Annotated in this window: 17 protein-coding genes; 6 read left to right on the forward strand and 11 right to left on the reverse strand. The window is 47.2% G+C overall.

From position 1 onward, the window contains the following. Positions 1-314: 314 nt before the first annotated feature. The 11 genes from hemN to VN105_RS08165 all read right to left on the reverse strand — a co-directional run bounded on the left by hemN (position 315) and on the right by VN105_RS08165 (position 11,699). Positions 315-1,673 carry an oxygen-independent coproporphyrinogen III oxidase gene (hemN, locus tag VN105_RS08115; RefSeq protein WP_325639691.1) on the reverse strand — a complete coding sequence of 453 codons (1,359 nt, stop codon included), beginning with the start codon at positions 1,671-1,673 and terminating at the stop codon, positions 315-317. 7 nt (positions 1,674-1,680) lie between these two features. After that, the gene (locus VN105_RS08120) at positions 1,681-2,388 is read right to left on the reverse strand and encodes a sulfite exporter TauE/SafE family protein (RefSeq protein WP_325639693.1); all 708 of its coding nucleotides are present in this window, start codon (positions 2,386-2,388) and stop codon (positions 1,681-1,683) included. A 42-nt stretch (positions 2,389-2,430) separates the two neighbouring features. Next, entirely contained in the window at positions 2,431-2,868 is a 438-nt protein-coding gene (locus tag VN105_RS08125) for a FixH family protein (RefSeq protein WP_325639695.1), read from the reverse strand. A gap of 39 nt (positions 2,869-2,907) precedes the next feature. Beyond that, complete coding sequence (ccoG, locus tag VN105_RS08130; protein WP_325639697.1) at positions 2,908-4,293, reverse strand: cytochrome c oxidase accessory protein CcoG; 1,386 nt, start codon at positions 4,291-4,293, stop codon at positions 2,908-2,910. Between the two features lie 10 nt (positions 4,294-4,303). Further along, positions 4,304-5,371, reverse strand: a complete 1,068-nt coding sequence (locus VN105_RS08135; RefSeq protein WP_325639698.1) for a cbb3-type cytochrome c oxidase N-terminal domain-containing protein — start codon at positions 5,369-5,371, stop codon at positions 4,304-4,306. A 10-nt stretch (positions 5,372-5,381) separates the two neighbouring features. Next, positions 5,382-5,561, reverse strand: a complete 180-nt coding sequence (locus VN105_RS08140; RefSeq protein ID WP_325639700.1) for a CcoQ/FixQ family Cbb3-type cytochrome c oxidase assembly chaperone — start codon at positions 5,559-5,561, stop codon at positions 5,382-5,384. 10 nt (positions 5,562-5,571) lie between these two features. Further along, entirely contained in the window at positions 5,572-7,716 is a 2,145-nt protein-coding gene (ccoN, locus tag VN105_RS08145; RefSeq protein ID WP_325639702.1) for a cytochrome-c oxidase, cbb3-type subunit I, read from the reverse strand. Positions 7,717-7,747: 31 nt separating this feature from the next. Then, the gene (ccoS, locus tag VN105_RS08150) at positions 7,748-7,906 is read right to left on the reverse strand and encodes a cbb3-type cytochrome oxidase assembly protein CcoS (RefSeq protein WP_325639704.1); all 159 of its coding nucleotides are present in this window, start codon (positions 7,904-7,906) and stop codon (positions 7,748-7,750) included. A gap of 6 nt (positions 7,907-7,912) precedes the next feature. Then, entirely contained in the window at positions 7,913-8,203 is a 291-nt protein-coding gene (locus tag VN105_RS08155) for a cupin domain-containing protein (RefSeq protein ID WP_325639706.1), read from the reverse strand. Positions 8,204-8,399: 196 nt separating this feature from the next. Continuing rightward, positions 8,400-10,835, reverse strand: coding sequence for a heavy metal translocating P-type ATPase (locus tag VN105_RS08160; RefSeq protein ID WP_325639708.1), 2,436 nt, complete (start codon positions 10,833-10,835; stop codon positions 8,400-8,402). A 153-nt stretch (positions 10,836-10,988) separates the two neighbouring features. Further along, entirely contained in the window at positions 10,989-11,699 is a 711-nt protein-coding gene (locus tag VN105_RS08165; RefSeq protein WP_325639710.1) for a Crp/Fnr family transcriptional regulator, read from the reverse strand. Between VN105_RS08165 and VN105_RS08170 the strand changes: the two genes are divergently transcribed. The 6 genes from VN105_RS08170 to VN105_RS08195 all read left to right on the forward strand — a co-directional run. Next, positions 11,682-12,350, forward strand: coding sequence for a pseudouridine synthase (locus VN105_RS08170; protein ID WP_325639712.1), 669 nt, complete (start codon positions 11,682-11,684; stop codon positions 12,348-12,350). The genes VN105_RS08165 and VN105_RS08170 overlap by 18 nt on opposite strands. Positions 12,351-12,521: 171 nt before the next feature. Beyond that, complete coding sequence (locus VN105_RS08175; RefSeq protein ID WP_325639714.1) at positions 12,522-13,397, forward strand: YicC/YloC family endoribonuclease; 876 nt, start codon at positions 12,522-12,524, stop codon at positions 13,395-13,397. 15 nt (positions 13,398-13,412) lie between these two features. Continuing rightward, positions 13,413-13,901 carry a gliding motility lipoprotein GldH gene (locus VN105_RS08180; protein ID WP_325639716.1) on the forward strand — a complete coding sequence of 163 codons (489 nt, stop codon included), beginning with the start codon at positions 13,413-13,415 and terminating at the stop codon, positions 13,899-13,901. Continuing rightward, a complete protein-coding gene (locus tag VN105_RS08185; RefSeq protein ID WP_325639718.1) occupies positions 13,898-14,917 on the forward strand; it encodes a sensor histidine kinase in 1,020 nt (339 codons plus the stop codon). Before VN105_RS08180 ends, VN105_RS08185 begins: the two co-directional genes overlap by 4 nt. 61 nt (positions 14,918-14,978) lie before the next feature. Beyond that, a complete protein-coding gene (locus VN105_RS08190) occupies positions 14,979-15,689 on the forward strand; it encodes a response regulator transcription factor (RefSeq protein WP_079471554.1) in 711 nt (236 codons plus the stop codon). Positions 15,690-15,913: 224 nt separating this feature from the next. After that, positions 15,914-16,116: hypothetical protein (locus tag VN105_RS08195; protein WP_325639721.1), on the forward strand; the 203-nt coding region annotated here is incomplete at its 3' end.

Genomic DNA, 16,116 nt, shown 5'->3' on the forward strand with positions numbered 1-16,116 from the left:
ATTGTTCCAACGGTCAGACTTTTTTTATTGCCGCTGAAACCCGCATGAATAAAGCGTTACAGCAGACTACATTTTTATCTCTCTAAAATTTACTCCTGACCAATCCTCTTTTTCATACCCTTTTTACAGTAAATGCATAAACCAGCCAACCCCCTCTTTTTTTCAAATTTTGGGTTTTTCTACCCCAAAAGCGGGGAAATTGTCTTATTCAGGATGATGATGATTATGATGATTTGATTTTGAACTAAGCCGTTTAATGAAAAGAGTAATCAGTGTAATCATCATCATCCTGAATAAGATAAAATCAAAAGGCTTTATATAGCCGTGCTAAATAATTGTGAATGTGGTACTTGTCGCCACAGCCTTGCATCAAAGGCCATACAAATGTTGCGGATGAACGGCCTTCCGAGGGGTGTAACCAACACCTTTTGAGGCAGTACCTGTACCAGGCCATCCTTCTCCGGTTCCTGTAATCGCTGCAGGCCTTCAGTTATAGCATCGCACTGTGTATCTGCCTTGCTCCAGGTAGTTTCAAACCTGCACATCAGCTCATGAATATGCTTCCGCAGCAACCCGTCTTCTTCATTCAGGATATGGCCCCGCACAACAGGAAACTTTCCCTGGTTCACCAGCTCCTGGTACTTATCTACTTTCTTTTCATTTTGAGCATAAGCATACCAGCTGTCGCCGATGGAAGATGCTCCCAAACCAACCAGCAGGGTGGTATGCGAAGCCGTGTATCCCATGAAGTTGCGGTGCAACCTGCCTTGCAGGAACGCCTTGTGCAATGCCTCTCCCGGCAGTGCAAAATGATCCATACCAATCTCTGTATAACCATTGCTGTCGAACAATAATTTGCCCAGCTCATACAGCTGCCTTTTCTCTTCATCTTTAGGAAGATCCGCTTCGGTATAACGTCGCTGACCGGTTCCTTTTATCCAGGGAACATGTGCATAACTGTAAAAAGAGATCCTGTCGGGGTGTAACCGGACAACCTTGTCAATGGTATCCTGCATACTTTTCAATGTTTGCAACGGTAACCCGTAAATGAGATCGAAATTGATGGAAGTAAAACCGATCTTCCTGGCGTTCTCTACTACAGAAGCCACCATTCCGAAGGGCTGCAAACGGTTAATGATTTCCTGTACCCGCATATCAAAGTCCTGTATGCCTAAACTGATCCTCCGGAAGCCCAGGTTGTATAACAGCTGCAGATGTTCAGGAGTGGTATTGCCCGGGTGGCCTTCAAAGCTCAGGCTGGCATCGGGCAGCAGTTCGGCAGTTTGATAAATCCCGTTCAGCAGCATCGCTAAATTTGTTGCACTGAAAAAGGTGGGAGTGCCTCCGCCAAGATGTATTTCCCGGATACGCGGCCGGCCGCCGAAAGTATCAATATACAGCTGCCACTCCTTCAGCAATGTTTCAATATAGGGTACTTCTACCCCATGGTTAATGGTAATGTGTTTATTGCAACCACAGTACGTACACATGCTTTCACAGAAAGGTAGGTGAATGTATAAACTGATCCCGTCTTTACCGTTCGACTCCCCGAAGGAACGTTTCAGTAACGTTTCCCATTTTTCCGGGTGAAAAGTTTGTTCGTCCCAGTAAGGAACAGTGGGATAACTGGTATAGCGCGGTGCGGCTACGTTATATTTACTGATGAGGCTCATGTTGATTTCATGGTTTATGACAACAATTTTCAACTACATGTTCATTACCGGATGTAAGCACAGGGCTGATGTATGGAATGCCCAGGTTCAGACCACGGAGTATCAGCAACACGCCCATGATACTGATGGCTACCGGTACCATGCTGCGCATCCGGTTGCGTACCGGTAAGCTGATCAGGTGACTGAACCAGGTAACACCGGCCATAGCGGGTAATGTACCGGCGCCAAAGGCTGCCATGAACAGCATCCCTTTCAATACGTCGCCGGAGGCAATGGCGCCCGCAATACCCAGGTATACCAGGCCACAGGGAAGAAGCCCGTTCAGGAAACCAATGGCATACAACGTACTGAAACGCTGCTCACGTAACAGGCCGCCCAAAAGAGATTTTATTTTTGTAGTAAAAGCATTGGGAAGATGCCTGCCTTTTGTTAATCTTATGCCGGCGCTTTTCAATACCACCAACAGCAGGAGTAAACTACCGGTAATAATGGATAGCCACTGCTGTAATCCTCCCACATATAATTGCCTGCCCAGCCAGCCAAAAAACAATCCGAGGATAGCGTAGGCGCTGATGCGGCCGGCATTGTATAACCCGATACCCGCCAGCTTCCGGATGCCCTTAAGGTGCTGTACAGGCAGCGTTAACGCAATAGGGCCGCACATGCCTATACAGTGAAAGCTGCCCATAAAACCCAGTATGAAAGAAGCAATCATAATGTGTATATCTTTTGTAATTTTTTAAATAACTAACCAGGCTCAGTTAATATTTATCAATTGTTCCTGGTAGTAGGGCAAATTGTTCATAGTCCATGCTACTTTCACTTTATACTGTCCACGGATAAATAATCCCTTGTCAATGAATTGTTGCCCTTGTACATCCGGTTGAAGAGGGATTAATATATCCTTACCGGAATCAGAGGGCCGGTAAAAAGTGAGTTTGCCGGTAACGGGCCTACTCCGCAGCTCAGGCGGAAAAGAGATCAGTACCCCGGTATCTTCCTGCGATATACTTACCGGCGCCGACAGCCTGCCGGCATTTTCTTTTCCATCAATTACCTGCTGGTATTTCAGTTCCTCACTGTAATAGTCGGGCGTTACCATATCAATCCTGGTACGCATGCTTTTGATAACCAGCGTTAAAATACCGGCTGCAAATACTACGAATACTATGATGATCTTATGTCCCCAGTTCATGGTAATATTTTTTTAAGATGATATAATGCTTTATCCTGTTTATTGCACTGGTCCTAAAAACGTGGTGCGTATACGGGTAATCCTTTCCTCTTTTTCATAAAGGCCGATATATAAAGCAGATTTGCGCTGATGCACAAACTTTTTGGGTAACACGATAAAGAAGGTGCCTTCTCCCTGTCCTTCCGCTTTCACATGGATCACTGCATTACCAACCATGGCCACCACCCCGCTTTCATCTTCCAGTTTCAACCCCACCGGGATGTCCCGGCCTGTTTTATTCACGAGTTTTATACGGTACAGGTTTGATAAGCTATCCGCACCTCTTTCCTGGTACAGCATGCCCGCAGTGCGCATAATGGTGCCGCTTACCGGCTTCCTGCTTCCCAGCATAAAGCTGATGGCAATGAGTAATGCTGTGAGCACGGTGGAGTATACTTTAAGCCGGGAGGTAAAACGCAATTTTTGTTTGCTGGCAATACCGTTTTCAGAAGCATACCGGATCAGTCCTTTCGGCCGGCCGGTTTGTTCCATCATGAAGTCGCAAGCATCAATACAGGCGGTGCAGTTCACGCATTCCAGCTGGGTACCGTTCCGTATATCTATCCCCGTAGGACATACCTTCACGCATTGCATGCAATCAATACAATCGCCCTGTGCCCGGGATTCATTTTTGCGGAACTTTCCACGGGGTTCTCCCCTTTCATAATCATAGGCTACCAGAATGGAGTTCCTGTCCAGCAATACGCCCTGTAAGCGGCCATACGGGCACACAATTGTGCAGATCTGTTCCCGCATAAAGGCAAACACGCCATAGAATACCCCGGAAAATACCATGATGGCAATAAAGCCACCGGTATGCGCCGATAATGGCTCATTGATGATGTGCCCCAGTGCTTTGGCCCCGATGATATAAGCGAGGAAGATGTTGGCAATGAGGAATGACAAGGCATAAAAGGCGATATGTTTTCCCGTTTTCCGGATAATTTTATTGGTGTTCCACGGCGATTGCTGTAACATTTTCTGCGCCGCCGCATCTCCTTCTATCCAGTATTCCAGGCGCCGGAATAACATTTCCATAAAAATGGTTTGTGGACACATCCACCCGCAGAAGAGCCTTCCAAAAGCCATTGTAAACACTACTATGAACAGGATGAAGGCCAGCATGGCCAACCCGAAAATGAAGAAGTCCTGCGGCCAGAAAATAGCGCCAAAAAGGATAAACTTTCCCTCCACCACATTCAGCATAAATAAAGGCCTGCCATTTACGGAAATAAACGGCAGGCTGAAGAAAACACTAAAATACAGGAGGCTTACCCAGCTACGGATATTGTACCAGCGGCCTTTGGGCTGCTTTGCGTATATCCAGTTGCGTTTGCCCTGCCCGTCAACGGTAGCTATTGTATCTCTGAATGTGCTGTTGGTCATAACCGGTGCTTTATTCTTTTTGTCCCTGTGGTTCTTTGGCATTGGGCGGATTGCTGCCATGTAAGGTTTTGATATAGCAGGCTACCTGCGCCAGTTGCTTTGGTGAAAAGTCTTCCTGCCACGATTTCATTCCTTTATCGGCCACGCCGTATTTGATTGTTTTAAACACTTCGTTGAGCTTACCGCCATGCAGCCAGTAATCGTCTGTAAGGTTAGGGCCCACCACTCCTTGTCCCTGGGGCCCATGACAGGGGGCACAGTTGGAGATGAACATCTTCTGGCCTGCAGCGATATCTGCCGGGTCGGTAAGCATGGCCACATTGTTTTCATCGATGTTATTGGCTGCTTTTTTAAGGTATTCCTGTTTGGCAACGGCTGCCTTTTCTTCTGCTGCTGCCAGCTCTTCCAGCTGGCTGGGTGCTGAGTGGGAAATTTCGGTACGCCAGAAGTATACCACGCCAAAACAAACGGTGAATATAAATCCCCATTTCCACCACGGGGGCGTTGGATTATTAAGTTCACGGATGCCGTCGAAGTTATGCCCCATGTCTTCTTCCGCTTCTGCTGCGGCGCTTACCGTTTTGGTTTTATTGATCTTTTCGAACCAGGATACTGCTGGCTTGCCTGGTGCGGGCGCCTTTGCCGGTTTACGTTTTCTTTTGATGCCCACCAGGTAGCGTAGCAGGTATAAAAGACTGATGATCACCGCCAGCTCCAGTATAATAACAGATACCAGCAGGTAGAACGAGGTTTGTGACAGCTTTGTAAAATAAGGGCTGGCTGCCTGGCCGGCCTCCTGTGCAAAGGCGTTGTTCCCGATGAGTGTCAGCACGACAATACCCCCGGTTACCAGTATTTTACCGGCATCTTTCTTCATCTTCTCCCGGAAAATATCCATAGCGCCCAGTACAGCGTTGGCGAGGATGCCAATAGCCAGTAATAATCCCCCGGCTACCGCCAGTAATACAAGGGCTACCGGATCTGATAGCTCGGAAGGCCCCTGTGCTCCGCTGTCTGCAAAGGCAGGGATACTGCATAATAAACTGCCGGCCAATAGCTGTATAAACTGCTTATTCATGATGTTTCTTTTATTGGGGATTTGTATCGTCATTTTCTAACGGAATACGGCTGATATGATCCACCATTTTTTTGTCTGCTTTAAAAGCCCATAGTGAAGCCGCCACAAAAAAAGTAGTAAACAACAGCAGCGATGCCATCGGGTAAACGCTGATGCCGGCTATAGATTCCAGGTAGTTAATGAACTTCATGATATTGGATTTAGAATTGAGCTTTATCTGCTACCGGCGCTGATTTTGGGGCCGACTTAATATCTTTCCCCATTCTTTGCAGGTAGGCGATTAACGCGATGATTTCACGATCGGCTTTGATAGGCAGCTTATCTTTTTGAAGGGACGCTGCAATTTGTTGCGCCTGTTTTTCGAGGTCGGCATTGGCCTGTTGCTCATAACCGGCGGCATAGGGCACACCCAGTTTCCGCATCACATTGATCATAGCAGGTGTTTTGCTTTTATCTACCCTTTCTTCAAACAACCATGGATAAGCGGGCATAATGGAACCTGGCGACATAGAAGTAGGATCCAGCATATGGTTGAAGTGCCAGGAATCAGGGTACTTACCGCCAATCCGTGCCAGGTCGGGACCTGTACGCTTTGAGCCCCACTGGAAAGGATGGTCGTATACAAATTCGCCGGCTTTGGAATATTCGCCATAACGGGCCACTTCGTCGCGGAAAGGACGGATCATCTGTGAGTGGCAGGTATAGCAGCCTTCTCTCACGTAAATATCCCGGCCATGTAATTCCAGTGGTGTATAAGGCTTTACACTGCTGATGGTGGGGATGTTACTACGGATAAGAAAGGTGGGCATCATTTCCAGTAATCCGCCAATGGCTACCACCACCAAACTGAATACTACCAGCTGTATAGGCCGGCGCTCTATCCAGTTGTGCCAGTGCGCTTTACCGTGGGTAACAATTTCTTTGGGCAATGCCGCTGCTTCTGCTGCTTCGTTGGCAATAAAAGCGCCCCTGCGGATCGTTTTGGAGAGGTTTACTACCATCAGTATAAGCCCGCTGATGTATAATACGCCTCCCAGTGCGCGCAGTGCATACATAGGCACTATGGTGGTTACTGTTTCCAGGAACTGGTATTTCAGTTGTCCTTCTTCCGTAAACTGTTTCCACATCATGCTTTGCGTAAAGGCAGCCCAGTACAGCGGGATTACATAGAAGATGATGCCCAGTGTACCAATCCAGAAGTGGGTATTGGCCCATTTGCGGGAATAAAGTTGCGTTCCGAAAATGCGGGGGATCATCCAGTAAAGAATACCAAAAGTGAGGAAGCCATTCCAACCCAGTGCGCCTACGTGAACATGCGCAATGGTCCAGTCGGTATAATGACTGATGGCATTCACATTTTTCAGCGACAGCATCGGTCCCTCAAAAGTGGCCATACCATAGCAGGTAAGCGCAACCACAAAAAATTTCAGGATGGCATCTTCCCGCACGCGGTCCCATGCGCCGCGAAGAGTAAGCAGTCCATTGAGCATACCTCCCCAGGAAGGTGCAATCAGCATAATGCTGAATGCGGTTCCAAGCGATTGCGCCCATTCAGGCAAAGCAGTGTACAGCAGGTGATGCGGGCCGGCCCAGATATAGATGAAGATCAGTGACCAGAAGTGGATGATGGACCAGCGATAGGAATATACCGGCCTGTTGGCGGCCTTAGGTACAAAATAATACATCAGTCCGAGGTAAGGGGTGGTAAGAAAAAATGCTACCGCATTATGCCCGTACCACCACTGTACCAGTGCATCCTGCACGCCCGCATACCAGCTGTAACTTTTGAACAGGGATAAAGGAAATTCGAAAGAGTTGATAATATGGAGCATGGCAATGGCTACCCATGTGCCAATGTAAAACCATATGGCTACGTATAAATGTGATTCGCGCCTGCGGAGGATAGTTCCCAGCATGTTGGCGCCGAATACCAGCCATATAAGCGTGATGGCAATATCGAAAGGCCATTCCAGTTCTGCATATTCCTTACCGGTGGTATAACCCAGGAGCAGCGTGAGGGCGCCTCCGGCAATAATGGCCTGCCATCCCCAGAAATGGATCTTACTCAGCAGGTCGCTGAACATACGCGTTTTGCAAAGCCGTTGCAGCGAATAATATACGCCCATGAAAATACCATTGCCCACAAATGCAAAAACCACGGCGTTGGTGTGTACAGGCCTCAGCCTGCCGAATGTGATGGGTGCAAATCCCATGTTAAGGCCGGGAAGCACCAGCTCCAGCGCTGCCCATAGCCCGGCCAGCATGCCTATTAGCCCCCAGAACATACAAGCGTAGGCAAACCATTTCACCGTGCGGTTGTCGTAATAAAATTTTTCGAGTGACATAGCGGTATTTAAAAGGTATTGATAAATGCGTTTATTCGTTAACGTTATCTTTCTTATCGTCAAAAAGAATACGGTGTGCCGGTGAGAAATCATCTTCAAACTGGCCATTTTTTACGGACCAGATAAAGGCGGCGAGAAAGCCCATGGCTACGAGTAAACTAACGCCGAGTAAAATGATGATAACGCTCATGGTTATTTATTTAATGAGGATAAACCTTGCTGTTTCCAATGCCTGCAACGCATGTATTTCGTTGGCGCCGAAAGAGAAAATATCGCCGGTTTCAAGAATGGTTACTTCTTCATTGAGCATAAATGCTATCCTCCCTTCCAGTATAAGTATCATGGCATGGGCCGGCGATGTATGCGGCGGGATCTGATGTCCCTGCTGCATAATGAGCAGGGTGGCGTCAAAGCGTTTTGTTTTCAGTATAGCACAACTCTTCACTTTTTCATTTCCCGCTACCTGCATTACGTTCATTACTTTCATGGACGATGTGTTGTGATGTAATTACAGTGCTTCTTTTCCGGCATGCCTCACCCGTTGCGTGTAAACAGCCTTTTTTCAGCGGCTGTTTACACGCCCATTTCACACGGGTTTATTTGAGGTCTTGCTTAGATTTACTGTGTATGTTTCGTATAATAGCAAAGGTAAAAGGAGCTTACCATTGCTACAATGATTTTACTCAATCAGGAATATGATTTTTGTCATTCAATTGCGCCAATGCTTTACTGTAAAGTATTTTTCCCTGCCATTCGCTGCATGCAAAGGTGACCAGGATAATGCTGATGGAGCTGGCGGGCATCAGTATGGCTGCTACCAGCGGTGATAAAATTCCCTGTACGGCGAAGTATAACCCGGTAATATTATATAGCAGCGACAACACAAAGCTGGCCAGGATAATCCGTTTGTTCGCTTTGCATAAACGGATGAAAGATAACAGCAATGGCAGTTGCTGTGCATCTAGTATACCGTCGCTCGCAGGGGTGAAATTGTTACTGTCTTCTGTTAATGAAATACCGATATCGCTTTGTTTCAGGGCGCCGGCATCATTTAATCCATCGCCGATCATCATTACCTTTTCTCCTTTTTTTTGCAGGGAGATGATATAAGCGAGTTTATCGGCCGGCTGTTGTTCGAACAACAGCGTGGCACTGTTGCCCATCAGCTGTTGCAATTGCCTGATAGTATGGTTGTTATCACCGGAAAGTACGGATAGGGAGTACCTGGTTTGGAGTTGTTGTATCAACGGGCGTAAGCCGCTGCGGTAGCTGTTGCGGATCGTAAACAGCCCGTAAAGTTTTTCGTTGACAGATACATATACCAGGCTTCCTGTTTGTTCATTTTTTTGGGGAGCGCCTGTGAATCCCGCATTGCCCAGGCGGATGAAATATCCATCTACCCATCCGCATACGCCTTTGCCGGGAAACGAGCGGAAGTCGTGTATTGGCTGCGGCTGAGGGTTGCCGCAATACTGAACAACAGCCCTGCTTAAAGGATGTGTGGATTGCGCTGCCAGCGCCGCTATCCTTACCTCCTGTCCCGGCGTAAGCGAATTGCCGTAATAAATAACGGAACTGCCTGTTTTGCCGGTGAGCGTACCGGTTTTATCGAATACAATATGGGTAACGCCGGCCATGTTTTCAATGGCTTGTGCATTGCGCAGGTAAAACTTGTGGCGACTGAGGATCCGCAGGATATGCCCGTTGGTAAAGGAAGAGGCCAGCAGTAATGCACAGGGGCAGGCAATGATGAGGATGGCTGTAACGGCCGGCCATATACGACCGGGTTCATACATCCACCAATAGCAGGCAATGAGTGCGGCAATGAATAATACCACCCATGTAAAGTAGCGGCTCAGGAGGTGTACGAAAGAGACCTGTTTTTCCTCCCTGTTTTTCAGTTCATCACGGTTCCATAAACTGGTCAGGTAACTTTGTGCTACTTCTTTGATGACCAATATTTCCAGGTTCCCCTCCAGTTGCCTGCCGCCGGCGTAAATAATTTCCCCGATAGCTTTGCTTACGGGCGCACTTTCCCCGGTAACAAAGCTGTAATCTATCAGCGCTTTTCCTCTTACAATAATGCCATCTGCCGGCACCAGTTCGTTATTATGGACGCGGATGGTATCGCCGGATTTTAAGTCCGGCAGCATTACAGGAAATTCCTTTTCTTCCTTTATAACGCTAACGGCTATAGGAAAATAAGCAGTGTAGTCCCGGTCAAATGAAAGTCCGCGGTAGGTTTTGTCCTGTAATATTCTGCCTATGAGCATAAAAAAAACAATGCCGGTCATAGAATCAAAGTATCCCGGCTCACCATTGAATACCTCCGCAAGGCTCCGCACAAAAGTGACGAAGATAGCGAGTACAATAGGTACGTCTATATTGAGGAAGCCGTGTTTTAAGCCGCTCCAGGCCGACTTATAAAATGCCTGTGCGCTGTATAGCAGTACAGGTAATGCCAGGGCCAGGTTCATATACCTGAACAGCTGGTTGAATGTTGGATCAAGACCCGCTGCCCCCGCAAAGTAGTCGGGGAAACTCAGCAGCATGATATTGCCGAAGCAAAATCCTGCAACGCCCAGCTGGTACACCAGCTGCCGGTTAACAGCGGGCTTTTTATGTTGCAGGTCCTGCAGGCTGATATAAGGTTCATACCCGATGGCGGTTAAAGTTTCGGCTACTTTTCTTAAAGAGGTTTGGGTATGGTTATAAATGACCAGTACTTCTTTCTTACTGAAATTAACAGTTACGCGCTGCACTCCTTCTTCTAAACGGTGCAGGTTTTCCAGCAGCCATAAACAGGAGCTGCAATGGATCTGCGGTATATAAAAGGAAATATGTGTTTGGATGTCATCCCTGAAAAGATAGAGCTGTTGTGCAATTTTCTCATCGTCGAGGAAGGCAAATTTATCGCTTCGTACCGCTACCCGCCGGCTGATACCCGGGCCGGTGTTAAGGTCGTAATATTCGCAAAGATTGTGCTGGTGCAGTATTTCATATACTGTTTTACATCCTGCGCAGCAGAATATTTTATCCTGCAACATGATATCGTTATCCGTACAATTTTCCCCGCAGTGATAGCAGGCGGTATGGGTATTGGCGGAGAAAGCGGGCATGAAAATGGTCTTTTGAACTATTACAAAAGTACCGGTAGCTGTGAAGGGCGGCAATGATATGCGTCAATGGGGAATATGATATTTGTCAGGAATGGGGCGTTATTCCTGCAGGTTGGCAGTTCTGAGGCCGGCACGGCGTCAACAGAAAAGGCATTATTCCTGCAGGTTGGCAGTTCTGACGATCTCGGGCATATCCAGGAGGCGGATCTTTTTACCTTCCAGTTCTATCATGCCGTCTTTCTTAAATTCAGAAAGCAGCCGGATGGCGGATTCTGTGGCAGTGCCTACCAGGTTGGCGATCTCTTCACGGGAGAGGCGAACGCTGAGGGTGTGACCGTCTTCCTCAAGGCCGTAGGTTTCCTTGATAAAAAGCAGGGTTTCGGCAAGACGTTCCCTTACCGGTTTTTGCGCAAGGTGGGTGATTTTCAGTTCCGCTTTGCGCAGTTCGCTCGATAAAATGCGCATCATTTCAAAAGAAAGAGAGGCATCTTTCTGCAGAATGTTGAGAAACAGGTCTTTAGGTATAAAACAGATAGAAGAATCTTCCAGGGCGGTAGCGGTAGCCGTATATCGCTCATTACTCAGCAGGGCTTTATAGCCCATGATATCCCCGGCTTTGACCAGGCGTATAATCTGTTCCCGGCCATCATCTCCGCTGTGTGACAGTTTTATTTTACCGTCATTTACGCAGTATACACCAAAAGGATATGCACCTTCATGGAAAATCACCTGGCCTTTCCTGTATACGGAGCATACTTTGGCATCTGCAATCTGATCGAGATTGCATTGTTCCGCCTTGCAGAATATTGACGAAAAGCGATCCTTGCAATGATGACATGAAGGATTGTGGAACGGTGTAGCCATAATCAATTTGCAAAAGTACTAAATTACGGCTCCTTAACCAAAGCAAAAGCATTCGTGGCGCTTTATTATTATATTATTTATAAACCATACGAGGTGTTAACCCGGTTTACGCCGGAGGGAAACAAAGCCTGCCTGGCAGACTATTTTAAAGTGCCTTCGGATGTATACCCGGTAGGGCGTTTGGACTACGACAGCGAGGGGCTGCTGATCCTTACAAACGACAAGGCGTTGAACCAGCAGCTGTTGCTGCCACAGCATGCGCATGAAAGGGAGTACTGGGTGCAGGTAGACGGCGCTGTTACGCCCGAAGCCGTGCAGCAGCTGGCTGCTGGTGTCCCTATTAATGTAGACGGTAAGTTGTACCGCACCCAAAAGTGCCGGGCGGAGATATTTGAGGAAGCGCCATTGCTGCCACCGCGCAATCCGCCTATCCGTTTCCGTAAATCTATCCCTGCGCCCTGGATCAGGATGGTACTGCAGGAAGGCAAAAACAGGCAGGTGCGGCGTATGACGGCAGCTGTCGGCTTTCCTACGTTGAGGCTTGTCCGTTACCGTATAGAACAAATCACTGTGGCAGGCATGCAGTCGGGCAGCATGATGGAACTGGGCAGGGAAGAGATCTACCGGAAATTAAAGCTGAAGGCACGGTAATTATTGCCTGTTGAAGTAAAGGTATCATAAGCCGGGAGCGCTTCATCGAAGTATACGCTTGGAATCCCGGATTGTTAAATATCCTCCCGGTTGGCCGTGGCTCCTGCTTTTTGCTTTAAGCTTTATGCTTTCAGCTTTTTTAACTAGGTTTGTCACCTACAAATTTCTATTATGCTGAAATCAATGACCGGCTTCGGAAGGGCAGAAAGCGCAAGAGGCGAAACTAGTATCGTAGTGGAGATCAAATCGCTGAATGGAAAGCAGTTTGAGGTGAATCTGAAGTTTTCTCCTTTGTTAAGACCCTATGAATTTGACATCCGTACCCTTATGCAGCAAACCTTGCAGCGCGGAACCCTGGATGCAACCATTAATATCCGCCAGAATGGCGCTACCCGCCCGGTTGTGATCAATACCGACCTCGCAAAATATTACTATCAGTCTATTACCATGCTGGCCAACCAGCTGGAACTCCCCCAGGGAGATATGCTCAATGTACTGATGAAACTGCCCGAAGTGGTAAGCCCGGCTACAGAGCAAATGACCGAAGAAGAATGGAAAGATGTGGAAGACACCCTGCGTGAAGCACTGATAGATCTTGATACGCATCGCCAGGATGAAGGACTGATGCTGGAAGCCGATCTGCAGCAACGTATTGATAACATCGACGCTTATATGCAGAAGGTCCGCGAACTGGACCCGCTCCGCAAAGACCGTATCCGCCAGCGTTTGGAAGGGTTGCTGGCCGAGCATGTAGGAAAAGAAAACGTAGATGCCAACCGCCTGGAACAGGAACTGATCTTCTACCTGGAAAAACTGGATATCTCGGAAGAACTGTCCCGCCTGGAAAATCACCTCCGGTATTTCAGGGAAATTTTGAAAGACAGCGATTCTGCCAAGGGAAAGAAACTGGGGTTTGTGTTACAGGAAATAGGCCGTGAAATTAATACTACCGGTTCCAAAGCCAACGATGCCGGTATACAGCAATGGGTGGTGCTGATGAAAGATGAACTGGAAAAAGCCAAAGAACAAGTATTAAACGTTTTATAGTAAGGCGAATACCGTATGAACAAACTTTTCATGGCCACCGCGGGCTTGTTACTTTTGGCTGCAGCCTGCAAGCCACCTAAAATGGACACTTACGAAAAGAACCTGGAAATTCCCGGGCATGAGTGGACATATGACTATAAACCATCTTTTGAAGTAAAAATACAACCGGAAGATACTGCGTACCTTTACAATATCTGTGTAAACATCAGGCATACAGATGCCTACCCTTATAGTAATATATGGGTGTTGGTAGGTACACAGTATCCGGGCGACAGCACAGTAAAGGAACAACGGGTAGAGTTGCCGCTCGCTGATGTAACGGGTAAATGGTCCGGCTCCGGCCTGGATGATATTTATGAACACCGTATCTTCATCCAGCAACGTGCTATTTTTAATAAACCGGGTACCTACAAGTTTACCTTTGAACAAAATATGCGGCAAAATCCGCTCCCCTATGTGATGAATGTTGGCTTGCGGATTGAGAAAGCCGGCACAAGGCCATGATGAAAAGAATTTTCAATAAAATGCAGGAAGGGAAATCCGTTTCCTTCGTTTATTTTTTAGTAATGGCGTATACAATTGCCGCACTGGTATGGTGGGGCATTTTGCTGTTCAGACAAAGTGAACAGATCCGCGCCTTCGAACAACAAAACCTTTCTCTCAGAATAGATAGTCTCGCACAACCGGTAGAACATCAGCTGGAACTGCAGCGGATCAATAAAGAGGAACGGATGCGCGCTTTCAAATACCTTGGCGAAGGGCTTATCTTTTTAGGGATCATTTTACTCGGCGCGCTCTTTGTATACAGGGCCGTGTGGAAATATATGAAGCTCAGCAGGCAACAGCAGAATTTTATGATGGCAGTTACACATGAACTGAAATCACCTATCGCCGCTGCCAAACTGAATCTCGAAACCATCCGCAAACACAGGCTCGATGAAGAAAAGCAACTGAAACTGATCAATAACACCATCCGTGAAACTAACCGCCTCGACCAGCTATGTAATAACATCCTGCTGGCCGCGCAACTGGAAACACACAAATATCAGGTGTTTAAAGAACCCCTGGATTTTTCAGCCCTGGTGGAAAACAGTATCAAAGATCTTGGTGGCCGTATTGGCACTCACCAGATCATAGCGGATATTGTGCCACATGTGTGGATGGATGGCGATAAGCTGACCTTACAAATTGTACTGAGCAACCTGGTGGAGAATGCTGCAAAATATGCCCCTAAAAATACCACCATCTTTGTAAAACTCTTTGAAAGCAACCAGCAACTGAAATTACAGGTGATCGATGAAGGCCCGGGAATCCCGGAAGAAGAAAAACTCAGGATCTTCATGAAATTTTACCGGGTAGGCAATGAAAATACCCGTAAAGCAAAAGGCTCCGGCCTCGGCCTGTTCCTCACGGCCAAGATAGTGGAACAGCACCATGGCAACATTGAAGTGAAAGACAATGTACCCACCGGCAGCTGTTTTGAAATATCATGGCCTGAATATTCCGTGCAAACGGCGTAAATTAGATAACGGATTGATGAATACCGGAATCCGGATTCGATGTAAAATCAAACAATAACACATGAAGGAAGCGACAAAGGCATCAATACTGCTGGTGGAAGACGAAGAAAATCTCCAGGAAGCCCTGAAGCTGAACCTGGAGCTGGAAGGTTACGAGGTTACCGCAGTGGACAACGGCACAGCTGCGCTGAAAGCAGTTAAAAACGAATATTTCGATCTCATTATACTGGACATCATGCTGCCTGAAATGGACGGTATCGCTGTATGCGAAAACATCCGTATTCAGAATAATGAAATCCCCATTCTGTTCCTGAGCGCCAAAAACAGCAGCGCAGACCGCGTACTGGGCCTCAAAAAAGGTGGCGATGACTACATGACCAAGCCCTTTAACCTGGAAGAACTCCTTTTAAGGGTGGAAAAGCTCATCGTAAAAAATAAAAAGATCCAGGACAAAGACAGTGTACCCAATGTATACCGCTTTGGCGATAACGTAATCGACTTCGCCGCACAGGAATGTGTGGGTAAAGACGGTAAACATTATGAGTTGAGTAAGAAAGAAGCCATGCTGCTGAAGCTGCTCATAGAAAATAAGGGGGAAGTGGTTACCCGTGAGAAGATCCTCCAGGTGGTTTGGGGTTATAACGTATATCCTACCACGAGAACCATCGATAACTTTATTCTCAATTTCCGTAAATATTTTGAAGAAGATAGCCGGAATTCCCGCTACTTCCACTCTGTAAGAGGCGTGGGCTATAAGTTCACCGAAGCCTGATACCGGCATTTGGCAAATGCAGCAGTAGATAAGTATAACCGTCTCCGCTGTATTTGCTGAAAGCTGAAGGCCAGTTACCCAACAGCCACTTTTCACCCTATTCTCCCCAGTTTCCGGTAAAAACCCGCCTCATAGTAAATCCCACTTTCTATTGGAGATTAATTAGCCGATATTTATTACGCTTATAAGAGTAGAGAGAAGTATACTTCCTATAAACCTAGTTAGTGGCACAATATACTGATATCGTCTTTGCTGCGGAGTGGCCTTTCTGGCTGTTTTTTTTGTTAAGTCTCGTTACCCTAATAGTATTTTTTACCCTGCGGGAAAGAAAAATCAGGAGAGCCTCAGCGAAAGAAATCACCAAAACCCATGCGTTGATTAACCTGGAACTCCATGCTTTCCAGGCGCAGATGGACCCGCATTTCAT

The sequence above is a fragment of the Chitinophaga sp. genome, assembly GCF_035564935.1.
GTDB lineage: Bacteria > Bacteroidota > Bacteroidia > Chitinophagales > Chitinophagaceae > Chitinophaga.